Raw genomic sequence first — 16177 nt, 5'->3', positions numbered from 1 at the left:
CGCCACCTGTCACAGAGGAGAGATATGACCACCGACAGCGATCTGGCAGTGCTTCAGCGAGATGTTCGATACCTGATGGACCGAACCGCGATCCTCGATTGTGTAGCGGGTCATGCGCGGGGCTGCGATCGCCACGACCCCGATCTCGTCACCGCGGCCTATCACCACGACGGGATCGACGAACACGGTGCCGCAGTCAACTCGGGGCCCGGTTACGCCGAATGGGCCAATCGGACACACGCGGCCACCTCCCGCGTGCACACCCACCACATCACGACACATAACTGCGAGATCGACGGCGATACCGCGCATGCGGAGAGCTATGTCATCGTCGTGCTGCTCGGGCTCGACGGCCGTAGCGCCCAGGTGATCACCGGCCGCTACCTGGACCGGCTCGAGCGCCGGGACGGCGAATGGCGAATCGCGGTACGGCGCTCCACTGTCGAGACGATGTTCGCGGCGGATGCGTCGGTGCTGCAATCGAGCTTTTTCAAGAAGGCGGGCTACCTCGTCGGTACCCGCGACGAATCCGACCTCTCCTACCGGCGGCCGTTGTCCATGGAAACCCCGGCGCCGGCGCGCTGGTAACGCGGAAACAGTGGCGGTGCGGGCTGGGCAGCTGTGACCAACTCGGACGAGTGGACCCGTTCCGTATGGAACGGGTCCACTCGTCCGAGGGGCTCGCGCGCCGTCGGGTCAGGCCACCAGTTCCTCGCCCGCGAGGGTTGTACGGTGCATCAGTCGCCGTGAGGTCGGTTCGAACGGCATTGCGCGATGCAGCATCCCCGTGTTGTCCCAGATGACCAGATCGCCCTTTCTCCAGCGATGACGCACGACGAACTCCGGTCGAGTCGACCAGTCGAGCAAACGATCGAGCAGTGTCCGGCTCTCCTCGGGTGCCATCCCGATCACCTCGCCCGCGGTCGCTCCCACGAGCAATGACCGGCGTCCGTTTCGCCGGGTCCACACCAGTGGATGGGTTCTGGTGGGGACACGGTCCCATGCCCGCCGCTCCTGCTCGGTGGCGGCGGGGTTGGCGCGGGCTTGGGCGGCAGCAAAACTGTGGATCACCTGCAACCCCTCCAGCCGGGCTTTTTCCTCGTCCGGAAGTGCGTCGTACGCCAGATAAGTATCGGCGAATTCGGTGTCGCCCCCGGCCTCGTCGACCTCCCGTGCGGTGAGCAGGGTCGCTCGTTGCGGAGTGTGGCCGGTGGCACCGTCGATATGCCAGAGGAAATTGCCGCGCCGATACGACGCCAGAGTGGCGGCAGTCTTCGCCGGGTCCAGCGTGATGGTCTCGATCTCGGAGAGGCGGTGCTCTCCGGTGCGGGCGGCTACCGGCCGGCCCAGCGCTCGGGTGAGAGCGACCAGGTCGTCATCGGTGATATCGAGATCGCGGTAGATCACGACCCCGTACTGCTCCAGGGCGGCCTGGCATTCCGCGGCTGCCGCTCGGCCGGTCAGTTCACTCCCGTGGGCTCCGATGATCTCGACGCCGAACGACGGTAGGGGGTTCACCGTGGCGCTCATCTCTGCTCCTTTATTGGTGATGTGTACAAGAAGACGATATCTCATTCATGAGAGTATGATTTCCGTTCATGGAGAGTGAACCGGTGGAAGGAGTCGGACGGCGGAGGCGCCCAGGACCCGGACGAACATCGGCGAGGACCGTGGCCCGCCACGACGGCACCGAGCTCGGGAGAACGAACTCCGCGTCCGCTGCGCGCGGTGTCGGCTCACGAAGCGCGGGCACTCGGGCCGAGCTCATCGCGGCGACCAGGAGGCTGATGGTCGCGCAGGGATATGCCGCGATCACCTATCGCAGCGTGGCAACCGAAGCGGGAGTCACACCCGGACTCGTCCAGTACCACTTTCCACTCCTGGACCAGCTGTTCGAAGCCGTGCTGGAAACGGGGACGGACCGGCTCGTCGAGCGGCTGGGGCGGGCAGTGGAATCCGAGCAGCCGTTACGGGCGGTGTGGGCCTACGCCAGAGACCCGGCGGGCACCGCATTGTTGCTCGAATTCATGGCCCTGGCCAGGCATCGCAAGTCCATCGCACCCGCGCTCGGCGCCGGCGGCGAACGTCTGCGCAAGGCGTTGCTGGCCGCGCTCGAGCCCACTCTGCAGCGATATCGCATCGGCGCGCACGACGTTCCGGCGTCGGCAATCGTCTTTCTGATGTCGGCGATCCCGCGAATGATCCATCTCGAGGAGTCTCTCGGCACCTTCACCGGGCACGTGGAAGTAGTGGACCTGATCGAGAAGTACCTGGACCAGGTGGAACCGAAAGCGCAGGAACAGTGATGAGGATTGTCAGCCAGCAGCGTTTCGGTGGCCCGGAAGTGCTGGAAACTGTCCAGGCTCCCATGCCGGTTCCCGGACAGGGAGAAGTTCTTCTCCGGCTCGGCGCCACCGCGGTGAATCCGGTCGACTGCAAACTCCGGGCAGGCCGAGTGAAATTCCTCGGTGACCCACCCTTCACTCTCGGTTTCGATGTCTCCGGGACGGTTGTCGAAGCCGGAGCCGACGTCACCGGAATAGGCCCGGGCGACAACGTTTTCGGAATGATTCACAGCCGCACCGGAACCTATAGCGAGTTCGTGACTGCGCGCGCTGACCTGCTCGTACCCCACCCGCCGGGCTTGGACCACATGACGGCTGCTGCCGTGCCCACCGCCGCACTCACCGCCTGGCAGGCTCTGGAAGCAGCGGACCCGAAACCCGGCGAGACCGTTCTCGTGCACGCCGCCGCCGGTGGGGTCGGGCACTTCGCCGTCCAGTTCGCCGAGCGCCGCGGCACGCACGTCATCGGCACCGCACGGGCCGACAACCATCGTTTCGTGCGCAGTATCGGCGCGGCCGGGGTCGTCGACTACACCACAACCGACTTCACCGAGGCGATCGATCAGGTCGACGTCGTGCTCGATCTGGTCGGCGGTGAATACGGCCGGCGATCGCTGCGGGTGCTTCGGAACGGCGGTCGCTACATCACGGTGCAGGAATCCGACGCCTACGACGATCCGCGCTTCCGGATGGTCACCGGTAAGCCGTCGACTACTGCGCTGACGCAGATCGGGGCTGCAGTCGCCCGGGGGCAGGTGCGAGTCCATATCGACCGCGTACTGCCGATGACCGAGGTGCGGGAAAGTCATCGGCTGAGTGAAGCCGGGCGAGTACGCGGCAAGCTCGTACTCACTCCGTGGTCTTGATGTCGGCCGGATGGTGTTGTGACAAAAGGTGCAGCTGACACGACTTCCTCGTGCGAGCATGCGATGCTCGTCTCGCGAAAGCGAGAGGAGCAGCGATGTCGATGGCTGAGCGGCGGACAAGTGCGGTGCGTCGCAGGGGCGAGATTCTGGATGCGGCATTGACGGAGCTGGCGGCCCACGGATATCAGGGGATGACGATCGGTGCCGTGGCCAAACGCGCAGGACTGACTCAGCAAGGCCTACTGCATCATTTTCCGACCAAAGAGACACTGTTGCTCGCGGCGCTGGAATTTCTGGCCGAACGCGATTCGGCGCAGATGCCGACTGCGCCGGACCGGCCGGCGTTGCCGCTGTCGTATCTGCCCGGTCTGGTCGAGCTCAATCAATCCCGGCCCGAGGCTGTTCGGGCGCGGACGGTGTTGTCGGCCGAGTGTCTCACCGACGACCACCCTGCGCGGGACTACTTCGCGGAGAGATTCCGGATGGCGAGGGTGTCGATGGCGCACTCGATTCGCCGCGAATTCGGATCCGGCCTTGCTCCGGGAATTACGCCCGAGGATGCTGCGACTCTCCTGTCGGCCACGATGAACGGACTTCTGCAGTTGTGGCTCCTCGACCCCTCCATCGGAGAACCCGCCGAGTTGGTTCGGAAGATGTTGCATCTCGTCGCTCCTTCGGCAGGTTGGAACACTGCGTCGGCGGTCGAAGAAATCGCTGATGCCGATCCCGGCGGGGAGGGTGGCCGTCCAGGCGGCATGCACACCTGACGTGCATGACTGCGATAGGGAAACCCAAAAGGTAACAAACGAATAGCGTTCCCTACTGAACGGTAGGTGAGCGGGCTATGGTTTCCCGCGGACTTGCTCATGTCGTTCAGAGGTAGCCGATGTCGATTCGCTGCAACCATCCGCGTCCGCGATCTGGACCGCGGCGCATCGGGCGTCTGCTGTGCACTATCGCGCTGGGCGTCGTGATGGTGTCGGCAACGGTGACGATCCCGAGCGCGAGGGTGGCCGCCGAGCCGGCGCTGTGTGTGCCTGCTACGGCAGGTGGCCCCGTTTGGGTGGACGCGGATTGTGTCGATCCGGAATTCGATACACCGGTGATCGACGATGTGGAGGATGTCGCCGCGCCTGTGCCGCACCGCCGGGTGTCGGGCTACTTCGAAGGCACCGACAAACGATTCAATTTCTATTTTCCCGCAAAAGGGAAATGGCAGGGACGATTCTTCCAGCTGGTGTATCCCCTGGTCGATGAGAACGCCGAGCCCGAAGACATCGAGTTCGGTGCGGACAGCGGCGCATACACCGTTCAGACCAACGGCGGGAGCGGCTACCGCGTAGACGCTGCGGCCGCGAAGTTCTCCGAAAAGGTCGCGGCGGATTACTACGGAACGACCGAGAAAATACACGGGTACCTCTGGGGTGGCAGCGGTGGTTCCTATCAGACCATCGGCGCGATGGAGAACAGCGTCGGAGTGTGGGACGGAGCGGTACCGTTCATCCCCGGTGTACCGGTTTCCATTCCGAACTTCTTCTTCATCCGGGCGTTCGCCCGAATGGTGCTGCACGACAAGGCTCCGCAGATCGCCGATGCGGTGAGCCCGGGTGGTAGTGGCGACCCGTATGCGGGGCTCGACCCGACCGAGCGCAGCGTCCTGGCGGAGGTCACGAAGCTGGGAATTCCGCTTCGCGCCTGGGAAGACTACGCCTATGTACTCGGGCTGGACGACGAGCAGGGCCTGCTCGGGTTCGCCGATGCGGTCCGAGGCGCCGATCCCGGCTATGTCGAAGACTTCTGGAATCTGCCCGGTTATCTCGGTACCGAGCGGTCCCCGCTGGGCGAGTTGTTCCGGGCAGCGGTTGTCGATGAGACGGTCACGGTCACTCGGGTAGAACGCGACGGCCGGAACACACCCACCGAATTGATCCTGGAATCTGTGCCTGTCGTCCCCGAATACACGCGCCCGGACTTTGTCCTCTACGCCCCCGACGGCACCGAAGTGGGTTCATTGACGGGTGTCCTCGACCCGGCCGGCAGGTCGTTCGCCATCGGCAGCGACAGTTCCGACGAGGTGCTCCGAGCGATCGACGTCGGTGCCCGGCTCCGTATCGACAACCGATGGGACGTTGCGCTACCTGCGTACCCTCGCTACCAAGTGCCGCAGCGCGAGGGCTTCTACGCTTTCGACCAGTACCGGAAAAGCGACGGTTCGCCGAAGTATCCGCAGCGGCCCATTGAGGTGGGCCCGGAGATCTCGACAGGGGTCAGCGGAGGCGGCGTACACACCGGCAAGATCAACGGGAAGGTCATCGTCGTCGCGAATCTGCTGGACGCCGATGCCTTTCCGTGGGACGGCGACTGGTACTCCCGCCAGGTCCGTCAAGCCTTGGGAGCGGATTTCGACGGCGACTTCCGTGTGTGGTTCAACGACAACGCCGACCACATCGGCCCACGGACCGATCGTCTCGTCGACTATCGCGGAATTCTCGAGCAGGCGCTACGCGATGTGAGCGCGTGGGCCGAGGAAGGGCGAATTCCGCCGGCGTCGACCCGATACGAAATCACACCCGAGAGTCAGGTCGTGGTACCGGAAACGGCGGGGGCGCGCCACGGCATTCAGCCTGTGGTCGACCTGACCGTGGACGGAAGAGATCGAGTCGAAATCAGCGCAGGGGAGAGTGTCACATTGCGGGCGAAAATCGAGGTACCTCCGAATGCCGGAAAAGTCGTGCGAGCCGAGTGGAGCCGCACCGGCGGACCGGATTTCGTGGCAGCGGAAACGGTCGGCCCCGCGCGCACATCGGTGGAGGTGACACAGTCTTTCACCTATGAGACGCCCGGCACCTATTTCCCTGCTCTGCGCGCGACTTCTCAGCGCGACGAGGAGGCGAACACCTCTTTTGCCCAGATCCGCAATCTCGGCAGAGTGCGTGTCGTGGTCCGATAGTCATCCGCGGTTCGGTCGGCCTGTTCGGCTGTCCTCGGGCGGAACGGCAAGTGCTGAAGCGGTAGATGGTCTGGGTATTGCGTTGCGGCGGGGGCGTATTCGGCCAGAAGTCCGTGCCCAGCTCGATACTGCGCAGTCCGGCCGAGGAATGCTGTGGCAAGTCCGTGCAACCACTTGCCAACTATATTGCGGCCGTGTTTCTCTGGGGTCGTTCGAATCGGTCGTTGTCGGGTCGTAAGGAGATAGCGGTGTTCCAGTTTGCACGGCATCGGCAAGTTCGCATCACTGTCCGTCGGTGAGATTCGTGCGCGTATTCGTAGGCATCCGCTGGTCGATTTCGCTTGTGGTATCGGTTCGAAGTATTCGGATAAACCGCTGAAACAACATATGGCCGGACGTCTTTTGTCGGCGCCCGCACGATCGGAAGTCAATGGCAAGCGATTTTCATCGCCAGCGCAAATCTCCAACTGAATGTGGAAGACCCCGGAAGGATCTCGATGCTCAAACCTCGAGTCACCGCGACTCGCGAACTGGTGAACCTGGACGGTATGTGGCGCTTCGCCATCGAAACCCGTCTCGCGCCCGAACCGTGGAAGCGGCCGTTCGATGCCGCCTACGAGGCTCCGGTGCCGGCCAGTTACAACGACCTCTTCCTCGACCCCGAGGTTCGTGACCATGTGGGTTGGGTGTGGTACCAGCGTGAGGCACGAGTCCCGCGCGGCTGGGCCGGGGAACGGATCCACCTGAGGTTCGATGCGGCAACGCACCACGGCAAGGTCTACGTCGGGGATGTCCTGGTGGCGGAGCATTCCGGAGGCTACACGCCATTCGAGGCGGATATCACCGATCTCGTCACCGCAGGCGAGGAGTTCCGGGTAACCGTGGGTGTCAGCGGCGAACTGACCGAGACCACTATTCCGCCGGGGCATATCGAGATCACCGAGGATGGGCGGCGCCGGCAGAAATACCACCACGATTTCTACAACTACGCGGGACTCGCGCGGTCGGTCTGGCTCTACAGCACGCCCGGATCCCACATCGAGGATGTCACGGTGGTCACCGATGTCGACGGCGCCACCGGCCTCGTCGACTACTCGATTACTGCTGTGGGCGAGGGTGGGATTCGGGTCCGCCTTCTCGATGAGAAGGGCCGGGAAGTCGCCGCCTCTCAGGGGACGTCCGGCACTCTGCGTGTTCCGGAAGTTCAGCTCTGGCAGCCCGGCGCGGCCTATCTCTACACACTCGTTACGGAATCGGTCGTCGACGGCGTGGTGGTGGACGAGTATCCCTTGCCGGTCGGCGTGCGGACGGTCGAGGTCCGGGGGACACAGTTCTTGATCAACGGAGAACCGTTCTACTTCACCGGGTTCGGTAAGCACGAAGATACGCCGGTGCGTGGCAAGGGCCATGATCCCGCATATCTCGTACACGACTTCGAACTACTGAAATGGATCGGCGCAAACTCGTTCCGCACATCGCACTACCCGTACGCCGAAGAGGTCCTGGAGTTCGCGGACCGGCACGGCATCGTGGTCATCGACGAGACCGCGGCCGTGGGCCTCAACCTCTACGTCACCGCAGGACTTCTGGGCGGTGCGCCGAAACCCACCTTTTCCGAAGAGACGTACGGCCGGGCCACCAGGGCAACGCATGAGCAGCACCTCCGGGAACTCATCGCCCGGGACAAGAACCACCCCAGTGTCGTCATGTGGTCGATCGCGAACGAGCCGGCGACGAATGAAGAAGGTTCGCGAGAATACTTCGAGCCGCTCGTCGCGCTCACCCGCCGCCTGGATCCATCGCGCCCGGTGACCTATGCCAATTACATGTTCGCGACACCGGAGAACGAGCTGATCGCCGACCTGTTCGATGTTGTGATGATCAACCGTTACTACGGCTGGTACATCGACAACGGTGATCTGCGGAGCGCCGAGCTGAAACTCGAAGACGAATTGCGCCGGTGGGTGGCCGAGTACGGTAAGCCGATCATCATGGGGGAGTACGGGGCCGATACCGCGGCCGGGTTGCATTCGCTGTTCGGCAGCAGCTGGACGGAGGAGTACCAGGTCGCTCACCTCGAGATGCATCATCGAGTCTTCGACCGCTGCCCGGCATTCGTCGGAGAGCACGTATGGAATTTCGCCGACTTCGCCACGGGGCCGGGAATCCACCGTGTAGACGGCAACAAGAAGGGCGTGTTCACGCGCGACCGCCGGCCCAAGGCGGCCGCCCATGCGCTGCGGACTCGATGGTCGGCACTGCGGAACCGGAAGCCGGATGCCACCGGTGCGGACCCGGGCTGACGGGGCTGCCGAGGCCACGACACGGCAGCGGCGCACCGGTGGCCTGATCGCGCTGGGAGCCGGGAGCGTGGTCGACGGCTTCGAGGGTGGTCTGGTGAACACGCTGTTCCCGGTGATTCGGGACGCGTTGCACCTGCAGACCAGTGCGCTCGGGATATTGACGGCAGTCAGCCGGTTCGCGCGGATGGTGGCCGGTCCGGCGTGGGCGGTGCTGGCCGACAAGTACGGCCGCAAGAAGATCCTCGTCCTCGCCACCGGCGTCTGGGGTTTGTGGACCGTTGCGGCGGGATTCGCGCAGAACTTCACCCAGCTGCTCATCCTGTTCGGAATCGGGGTGCTGGGTACGGTGGCGTCCGAGCCGATCAGCAACGGTTTGATCACCGATATGTACGGGCCGAGCGAGCGGGGCCGGGCGTTCGGGCTGCTGCGCACGATGGCGACGGGCGGGTCGGTGCTGGGCACCCCGTTGATCGGGCAGCTGGCGGAGAGCCCCGACGGCTGGCGTTGGGGCCTCTATCTGATGGGCGGGATCAGCGTGGCCTCGGCCCTGCTGATCTTGGCCTTGGTGCCGGAGCCGCGGCGGCACCTGCCGGTATCGGACCGGCGTGCTGAGCCCGGCTTCACGCTCCGTGCGGTCTCGGAGTTGTTACGGACCCGAACCGTCCTGTTCATGGCGGTCCAGGCGGTACTCACCACCAGCGTGGTTCTGTTGTCCTTTTTCGTGACGTACTTCGTCGACGAACGCGGGTGGAGCACGGCCGACGCGGCAACCCTGATGGCGGTCTTCATGGTCGGCGCGATCGCGGGCGGAGTGAGCGGCGGCATACTGGGGGACTGGTGCGACCGGCGGTTCGCTCGGTACGGGCGGATCGGCTTGATGCAGATCTACCTCCTCGCGTACGCGGTGTCGACCTTGCTGCTGTTCCAGCTGGATTGGGGCCACGGCGTCGCCGTCTACGCGGCCGCGTTCGTCACCGGTCTGATCGGCTTCATCGGCCACCCCGCAGCGGTACTACCCATCGTGGGTTCTGTCGTGCCCCATGAGGTCGTGGCAACCGCGTACGCGTTGATCTTCTCGTTCGTCCAGGGAATGGTCGCCGCATTGCTCAGCCTGGTTTTCGGTTTCCTCGCCGATACCGTGGGTCTCGAGGCACTGATGTTCTGGGGTATTTCCTTGCCTTATGCCCTCAATGCCGGGCTCTGGGCACTCATGTATCGGATCTATCCGAAGGATCTGGAGACCGCCCGGCACCGCGAAAGCGCGGCTGCGGTGCCCGGCCTCCGGGATCGGCGCCGGGCCGGTGGCGGTGCCGCCCCGTAGCCCGGGTACGAGATACCTGTGCCGAGGACCCGAGGCCACGAAGTACAGCCCGGTGACCTGCCACTACCTGAAAATTGGTTATCCGTCGCCCACCTTTGCCGAATGCAACCCGCGGCAACTGCTTGTGGCTTCGTGGGGCGAGAACGCGTAATTGACGCACGTCACAGCAGAAGGAAGTTCGACATATGTCCGGTCCAGTGCCACGACCAACGCTGTTCGCGCGAATCCTCGCCGTCGCCACCGTTCTGATCACGGGCGCTGCCCTCACTACCGGGTGCGCCGGGCAGATGGGCTCGAGTTCGGTCCCGGAGGGGACGCTGGCGATCTCCGTTCTGGGCGCCCCCAATTCGTTCGATCCGGCCCACCTCTCCGAGAGCGAGCCGGCCCTTATCTGGAGCGCCGTCTACGACACCCTGCTGTTGACCGACAATTATGGAAAGTTGCAACCCAACGCCGCTGCGAGCTGGGAATACACCGACGAGGCGCATACCTTGACCCTGCGGCTGCGCCCCGGGATGAGGTTCAGCAGCGGGGCTCCGGTCGACGCCACCGCGGTGAAAGTGACGATGGACCGCACCAAGGCGACCCCCGGCCAGGTCCAGGGCCTGCTGAAGAACGTGGCCGCCGTCCATGCGCCCGACCCGCTGACCGTGGTGCTGGAACTCGCCCGGCCGGACGCGGGGCTGTTGCCCGCACTGGCCTCGAGCGCAGGGGTGATCGCCGATCCGGCGACGGTGAACACCGAGCGCACCCCGCTGAACCCGGTCGCGTCAGGGCCCTACACGCTGGACACCGAGCACACGGTGCACGGTTCGAAGTACGTTCTCCAGCGTCGTGACGACTACTGGAACGCCGCCGCCCTGCCCTTCCCGACCGTCGAGGTCCGGGTGATCGGGGACCGGACCGCGGCGCTCAACGCCCTCCAGTCCGGGGAACTGAATGTCGGCAGCGTCGAGGGCGCCTATGTCGACCGGTTGAAGGCCTCCGGCTTCGCGGAGTTCCGGATCGAGGCGAACTCGCTCGCTTATGTGGCACTGGTCGACCGGGCCGGCGAAATGTTGCCACCGCTCGGCGATCTGCGGGTGCGCCGAGCCATCAATCTCGCCTTCGATCGTTCGCGGATCATCGAGACGCTGTTGCGGGACCAAGGGACCGCGACGAGCCAGCCGTTCAACCCGGACGGTCCCGCCTACGACGCGGCTCTCGAGAAGACCTATCCGTTCGATGTCGACGAAGCGAAGCGGTTGCTGGCGGAGGCCGGATACCCGAACGGGTTCGCCGTCACCATGCCGGAGATCTACTACTCCAAAACATTCGTGCCGACGGTGACCCAGTCGCTGGCCGCGATCGGGATCGAGGTGACCTGGGAGCCGATTCCGCCGCAGCAGACCAACGCGGTGCTGTCCTCGAAACGGTATCCGATGTATGTCGCCGTCGAGGGGGTCAATGTCTTTCCGCAGGAGTTGGCGTGGCGGTATCTGGTGGACAGTCCGCGAAATCCGTTCGACAGCCGCAGCCCGGAGCTCACCGCATTGATCGACAGGTACAACCGGGAGCTCGACGAGACCTCGAGCACGGCAATCGCGCGGCAGATCAGTGCATTCATGGTGGAACAGGCGTGGGATGCTCCGCTGTTCGCGGTACCGCGCCACTGGGTGACCAAAGACGGTGTGGTTCTGCTCGGCGACGGGACACGGATCATCTCGACCGTCCGGCAGTTCGGGCTCGCGCAGTGAGCGGCCCTCGAATCGAGTACCGACCTCGTGTCCGGACGGCTGCCCTCCTTCGGCCGGGAGCCGAGAGGGTGTCCGCCGCAGACAGTCTCGCACGGACGTCACGATGGTGATCGTCGTGATGGGCGTGTCCGGGTCGGGTAAAACGACGGTCGGTGTCCGGCTCGCCGAGCGGCTCGGTACCGACTACACAGACGCGGACGCCTTTCATCCGCCGGTGAACATCGAGAAGATGGCCGCCGGCATCCCGCTGACCGATGACGACCGGGCGCCCTGGCTGCGTTCGACCGCCTCCTGGATCGTGGAGCGGGGCGAGCGCGGTGGCGTGGTCTCGTGCTCGTCGCTCAAACGCCGATATCGCGACGTACTGCGCACCGGCGGTGACGTGTGGTTCCTGCACCTGGCCGGACCGATGGCCCTGCTCACCGCACGGATACAGGCGCGCCCGGATCACTTCATGCCACTCTCGCTGTTGGAATCCCAATTCGCGGATCTCGAGCCGCTGGGAGCTGGCGAATTCGGCCACGTCGTACCGGTGAACAACCCCGTCGAGAGTGTCGTCACCGAAGCGGTCGCGGCTTATCGCTTGGCACGAGCCGATATCGAAGCCCGGCGGGCCGGCCGATGACCCTGGCATGGATCGATGCCTCGGCCGGAGTCGCCGGCGATATGTTGCTCGCCGGCTGTGTCGATGCCGGTGCTCCGCTGGAGGTGGTGCAGCGGGCGATCGATGCCGTCGTCCCCGGCTCGGTCGAATTGCGGCGGACCGAGGTGATGCGCGCGGGGATGCGCGCCTGCAAGATCGACCCGGTGGTCCTGGCCGATGATCCGCCACACCGGCATTGGTCCCGGATCCGGCAGATGCTGGAATGTGCGGATTTACCGCAGGCGGTCCGAGCCGGCTCGCTCCGAGTTTTCCGACGGCTCGCCGAGGCCGAAGCGGGGATCCACGGCACCACGGTGGATGACGTGCATTTCCACGAGGTCGGTGCGCTCGACGCGATCGCCGATATTGTCGGAACCTGCGCCGCCCTGTATCACCTCGGTATCGACCGGGTCGTCGTGAGCCCGATCGCGGTCGGCTCCGGAACGATCGGCGCCGCGCACGGGCAGATACCGGTGCCCGTCCCCGCGGTCCTGACCATGACCCGAGGATGGCGAATCCACGCGGGCGGAAGCGGAGAACTGGCGACGCCGACCGGAGTCGCGCTGGTCACCGCGCTGGCCGTCGAATGCGGTCCGATCCCCGATATGCGGCCGGCTGCTGTGGGTATCGGTGCGGGTACCCGCGATTTTCCCGGCCGCGCCAATGTGGTCCGGATCGTCGTCGACTCCGGCGCCGCGGACTTCGGGGAAACCCTGACCACACGGGTGCTGATCGAAGCGAATATCGATGATCTCGACCCCCGGGTATGGCCGGTGGTGGTGCAGCGGCTGCTGGACAGCGGAGCCGATGATGCCTGGCTTGTTCCTGTTCTGATGAAGAAGGGGAGGCCGGCTCACACCGTCACCGCGCTTGTTCCGGCCTGGGCTGTGACTGCCGCTTCGGAAGTGCTCTTCGCCGAGACCAGCACGATCGGCGTGCGGTACCGCGAAGTCCGGAAAACCGAGCTGGCCCGGACCTGGGTACCGGTACCGGTGGATGGCGGACAGGTACGGATAAAGGTCGCCGGCCGGCACGGCTGTATCGACCAGGCGACGGTGGAGTTCGAGGACGCCTTCGCGGTAGCCCGGGAAACGGGCCGGCCGGTTCGCGCGGTCCTCGATGAAGCCGGTGCGGTAGCCGTTGCCGGCGGGCTGGTCACGGGGGCGCCCCTTCCCTTCCCGGGGAAGCCGATACGTCCGGCCGAATGAAGGGCCGTCCGGGCCCCCGGAAAGGGCTGGAGACTCCTTCCCCGTCAGGTGAACGGCGCAGCTATCTGGGCAGCGAGATGTCCTGCACCGTAACCGTTGTCGATATTCACCACACCGACACCGGGCGAGCACGAGTTGAGCATCGACAGCAGCGGTGCGATACCTCCGAATGCCGCACCGTATCCGACCGAGGTGGGTAAGGCGACCACCGGCGCGGTGACCAGGCCGGCCACGACGCTGGGTAGTGCGCCGTCCATACCGGCCACCACCACGAGCGCTCGCGCGCGGCGCAGCACCTCGAGATGAGCGAGTACTCGGTGGAGTCCGGCTACTCCGACATCGGCGATCAGCTCGGAGCCGCGGCCGAGGTAGGTCGCGGTGAGATGTGCTTCGAGGGCTACCGGCAGATCGGACGTGCCGGCGGTGACGACCACGACGCGGCCCCCGCTCGGTCGTGGGGGCGCGGGTGGCCAGGCGACCAGACGAGCGTCGGTGTGGTGGGCGGCGTCGGGAAGCACGCTCCGGATCGCCTCGGCTTGTTCGGGCTCGGCCCGGGTGAACAATGTCGCCGTATGCGGGTGCTCACGGACCTCGGCGGCGATGGCGGTGAGCTGCGCAACCGTCTTGCCGCGACAGAAGATGGCCTCCGGGTACCCGCGACGGCCGGCGCGGTCGTGGTCGAGCCGGGCGAAGATCGGTGGTGCCGGCCAGGACGCAGTCACCGGATTTCCACCAACGGCAGGGTGAACGCGCCGGACTGGATGCCCGCGAGGTCTACGGTGACGAAACGGAATCCTGCCGCCTGTATCGCCGCACGGATCCGGGTGCGGGCCGGCTCGACGACGGCTTTCTCGAACTCGTCGTCCGATAGTTCGATACGTGCGATATCGCCGTGATGTCGCACCCGGAGATCACGGAAGCCCAAGGACCGCATCGCTTCCTCTGCGCGTTCGACCTGTGCGAGTTTATCCGGGGTGACTTCGGCGAAATGCGGTATCCGCGATGCCAGGCACGGTGCGGCCGGTGTGTCCGCACAAGGCAACTGGAGAGCGAGCGCCAGCTTGCGGACGGTGAACTTGTCCACGCCCGCCTCGGCCAGCGGACGCAGGACGTCGAATTCGGCGGCCGCCCGTGCGCCGGGGCGATCAGGTCTGCGGAGATCGTCGGCGTTTTCTCCGTAGGCGATGGCTTCCAGGCCTTCCTGGTCCAGCACAGTTGTCGTGATGCCCTGGAACAGTGCATGTTTGCAGTGGTAACAGCGGTCCGGGCCGTTGGCGCGGTAGGCGGGCACATCCCCTTCACCCGTCGTCAGCTCGACGATGCGCACGCCGAGAAAGGCTGCGAGTTGGTGTGCGCTGCGGCGTTCGGACTGCGCGAGACTCGGGGATACGCCGAGAATCGCACATACCTGGTCCGGGCCCAGTTCCCGTACGGCCAGTGCCAGCAGCACTCCGGAGTCGACGCCCCCCGAGATCGCCACGCCGAGCCGTCCGCAGTGCCGTAACCGGGCGGCGACACGGCGTTCGGCCCGGGCTAGTGCGCCGGAAAGCCGGATCGGTGCCGCGATGTGCCGCTGGCTCATATGCCGTTCTCCCTCACATCCGGTAACTCTGTGTGTTCGCCTATTCAGACCCAGGCCGCCCAGGGGCGGCAAGCGGTTGCCCTGACTTGTTTTCCCGATGCGGAGTCCACGCAAAGTGGTCATCCATGCGGTCCTGGCACGCTAAATTCTTGTAGTGCTAAATTTTGGTGCCCCCGAGTATGCACGCGGCGCCGCGGCCACGGAACCGGTGCGACAGCGGACCTCGTCACCGACCATCTACGACATCGCGCAGGAGGCCGGTGTCGCACCGTCGACGGTGTCACGCGCCTTCTCCCGGCCGGGCCGCGTGAGCGCGGCGACCTCGGCGCATATCCACGAAGTCGCGGAGCGAATGGGCTACCGGACCGCCCCGCGGCCGGTCGCACCGGCGAAGGGCCGGACCGGCACACTGGCACTCGTCGTTCCCGACGTGACGAACCCGGGCTTCTTCGCCACCATCCGCGGTGTGGAAGCCGCGGCGGCGGAGGCGGGCTACCTGGTTCTGCTGGCCGAGACACAAGAATCCGCGATGCTGGAGCGCAAGTTGCTGGACCGCATCGTTCCGGATGTCGACGGGGTCGTACTGGTCAGTTCACGTCTCCCGGACCGCGCCGTGCGCACGGTTGCGAGCCAATGCCCGATCGTCGTACTGAATCGGATCGTTGCCGGGATGCGCTGTATCGTGCCCGACACCGCCGTCGGCGTCCGCGGCGCGCTCCGGCACCTGGCCGGACTCGGGCATCGGTCGGTGACCTACATCGCCGGACCGGAGGCGTCCTGGGTGGACGGTATGCGATGGCGTTCGGTGCAGGATCTCTCCGCCGAGTTCGGCTTGAAGGTGAGCCGACTCGGGCCGTGTCCACCGACGATGTCGGGCGGGCGGGATCTGACGACAGCGGTACTGCGCCAGTCGTCGAGCGCCGTACTCGCCTACAGCGACCTGATCGCCATCGGCCTGCTGCGTGGACTGCGCGGCCACGGGATGCGGGTACCGCACGATATGAGCGTGATCGGCTTCGACAATGTCGTCGGTTCGGACTTCTGTTCGCCGCCGCTGACCACCGTGGCCGCCCCGCTGCGCGCGATGGGCGCGGCGGCGTTTCGCGAACTGCGTCACCTGGTCCGCAGTGAATCGGCCGATTCGCGAGCGGTGGTCTCGGTACCGCCGCAACTCGTCGTCCGGGAATCCACCGGACCGTGCGGGTGACCGCGGACCGGTCCCG

14 protein-coding genes are annotated in these 16177 nt (G+C 65.5%); 11 read left to right on the top strand and 3 right to left on the bottom strand.

Annotated features, from left to right (window positions below):
* Window positions 1-24: 24 nt before the first annotated feature.
* Window positions 25-588 carry a nuclear transport factor 2 family protein gene (locus tag QH195_RS28710; protein WP_280437689.1) on the top strand — a complete coding sequence of 188 codons (564 nt, stop codon included), beginning with the start codon at window positions 25-27 and terminating at the stop codon, window positions 586-588.
* 108 nt (window positions 589-696) lie between these two features.
* On the opposite strand, the gene QH195_RS28705 is transcribed toward QH195_RS28710, so the two are convergent.
* A complete protein-coding gene (locus tag QH195_RS28705; RefSeq protein ID WP_280425030.1) occupies window positions 697-1530 on the bottom strand; it encodes a TauD/TfdA dioxygenase family protein in 834 nt (277 codons plus the stop codon).
* A gap of 236 nt (window positions 1531-1766) precedes the next feature.
* On the opposite strand from QH195_RS28705, the gene QH195_RS28700 reads away from it, so the two are divergent.
* The 9 genes from QH195_RS28700 (at window position 1767) to larC (ending at window position 13372) form a co-directional block, all read left to right on the top strand.
* The gene (locus QH195_RS28700; protein ID WP_280437714.1) at window positions 1767-2306 is read left to right on the top strand and encodes a TetR/AcrR family transcriptional regulator; all 540 of its coding nucleotides are present in this window, start codon (window positions 1767-1769) and stop codon (window positions 2304-2306) included.
* Window positions 2306-3211, top strand: coding sequence for an NADP-dependent oxidoreductase (locus tag QH195_RS28695; RefSeq protein WP_280437688.1), 906 nt, complete (start codon window positions 2306-2308; stop codon window positions 3209-3211). The genes QH195_RS28700 and QH195_RS28695 overlap by 1 nt, the downstream gene beginning before the upstream one ends.
* Before the next feature lie 95 nt (window positions 3212-3306).
* Window positions 3307-3978 carry a TetR/AcrR family transcriptional regulator gene (locus QH195_RS28690; RefSeq protein WP_280437687.1) on the top strand — a complete coding sequence of 224 codons (672 nt, stop codon included), beginning with the start codon at window positions 3307-3309 and terminating at the stop codon, window positions 3976-3978.
* A 221-nt stretch (window positions 3979-4199) separates the two neighbouring features.
* On the top strand, window positions 4200-6161 hold the full coding sequence (locus QH195_RS28685) for a hypothetical protein (protein WP_280437686.1): 1962 nt from the start codon (window positions 4200-4202) through the stop codon (window positions 6159-6161).
* Between the two features lie 497 nt (window positions 6162-6658).
* Entirely contained in the window at window positions 6659-8464 is a 1806-nt protein-coding gene (uidA, locus tag QH195_RS28680) for a beta-glucuronidase (RefSeq protein ID WP_280437685.1), read from the top strand.
* On the top strand, window positions 8448-9785 hold the full coding sequence (locus tag QH195_RS28675; protein WP_280437684.1) for an MFS transporter: 1338 nt from the start codon (window positions 8448-8450) through the stop codon (window positions 9783-9785). Before uidA ends, QH195_RS28675 begins: the two co-directional genes overlap by 17 nt.
* Before the next feature lie 185 nt (window positions 9786-9970).
* On the top strand, window positions 9971-11521 hold the full coding sequence (locus tag QH195_RS28670; protein ID WP_280437683.1) for an ABC transporter substrate-binding protein: 1551 nt from the start codon (window positions 9971-9973) through the stop codon (window positions 11519-11521).
* Window positions 11522-11624: 103 nt separating this feature from the next.
* Window positions 11625-12146, top strand: a complete 522-nt coding sequence (locus QH195_RS28665) for a gluconokinase (protein WP_280437682.1) — start codon at window positions 11625-11627, stop codon at window positions 12144-12146.
* Window positions 12143-13372, top strand: coding sequence for a nickel pincer cofactor biosynthesis protein LarC (gene larC, locus QH195_RS28660; protein WP_280437681.1), 1230 nt, complete (start codon window positions 12143-12145; stop codon window positions 13370-13372). Before QH195_RS28665 ends, larC begins: the two co-directional genes overlap by 4 nt.
* 44 nt (window positions 13373-13416) lie before the next feature.
* On the opposite strand, the gene larB is transcribed toward larC, so the two are convergent.
* A complete protein-coding gene (larB, locus tag QH195_RS28655; protein ID WP_280437680.1) occupies window positions 13417-14094 on the bottom strand; it encodes a nickel pincer cofactor biosynthesis protein LarB in 678 nt (225 codons plus the stop codon).
* A complete protein-coding gene (gene larE / locus QH195_RS28650) occupies window positions 14091-14954 on the bottom strand; it encodes an ATP-dependent sacrificial sulfur transferase LarE (protein WP_280437679.1) in 864 nt (287 codons plus the stop codon). Before larE ends, larB begins: the two co-directional genes overlap by 4 nt.
* 208 nt (window positions 14955-15162) lie before the next feature.
* Between larE and QH195_RS28645 the strand changes: the two genes are divergently transcribed.
* Window positions 15163-16161 (top strand): LacI family DNA-binding transcriptional regulator, encoded by a 999-nt coding sequence (locus tag QH195_RS28645; RefSeq protein ID WP_280437678.1) that lies wholly within the window; start codon window positions 15163-15165, stop codon window positions 16159-16161.
* The last annotated feature ends 16 nt before the right edge of the window (window positions 16162-16177 follow it).

It is taken from the genome of Nocardia carnea (assembly GCF_029868855.1).
GTDB classification, from domain to species: Bacteria; Actinomycetota; Actinomycetes; order Mycobacteriales; family Mycobacteriaceae; genus Nocardia; species Nocardia carnea_A.
This window is presented reverse-complemented; position numbering and strand designations above follow the sequence as displayed.

Bases quoted from the DNA above. Each gene is read 5' to 3' on its own strand.
- larE (WP_280437679.1), bottom strand. From the start codon at position 14,954: ATGAGCCAGCGGCACATCGCGGCACCGATCCGGCTTTCCGGCGCACTA.
- QH195_RS28670 (WP_280437683.1), top strand. From the start codon at position 9,971: ATGTCCGGTCCAGTGCCACGACCAACGCTGTTCGCGCGAATCCTCGCC.
- QH195_RS28705 (WP_280425030.1), bottom strand. From the start codon at position 1,530: ATGAGCGCCACGGTGAACCCCCTACCGTCGTTCGGCGTCGAGATCATC.
- QH195_RS28665 (WP_280437682.1), top strand. From the start codon at position 11,625: ATGGTGATCGTCGTGATGGGCGTGTCCGGGTCGGGTAAAACGACGGTC.
- QH195_RS28690 (WP_280437687.1), top strand. From the start codon at position 3,307: ATGTCGATGGCTGAGCGGCGGACAAGTGCGGTGCGTCGCAGGGGCGAG.
- uidA (WP_280437685.1), top strand. From the start codon at position 6,659: ATGCTCAAACCTCGAGTCACCGCGACTCGCGAACTGGTGAACCTGGAC.
- larC (WP_280437681.1), top strand. From the start codon at position 12,143: ATGACCCTGGCATGGATCGATGCCTCGGCCGGAGTCGCCGGCGATATG.
- QH195_RS28695 (WP_280437688.1), top strand. From the start codon at position 2,306: ATGAGGATTGTCAGCCAGCAGCGTTTCGGTGGCCCGGAAGTGCTGGAA.
- QH195_RS28710 (WP_280437689.1), top strand. From the start codon at position 25: ATGACCACCGACAGCGATCTGGCAGTGCTTCAGCGAGATGTTCGATAC.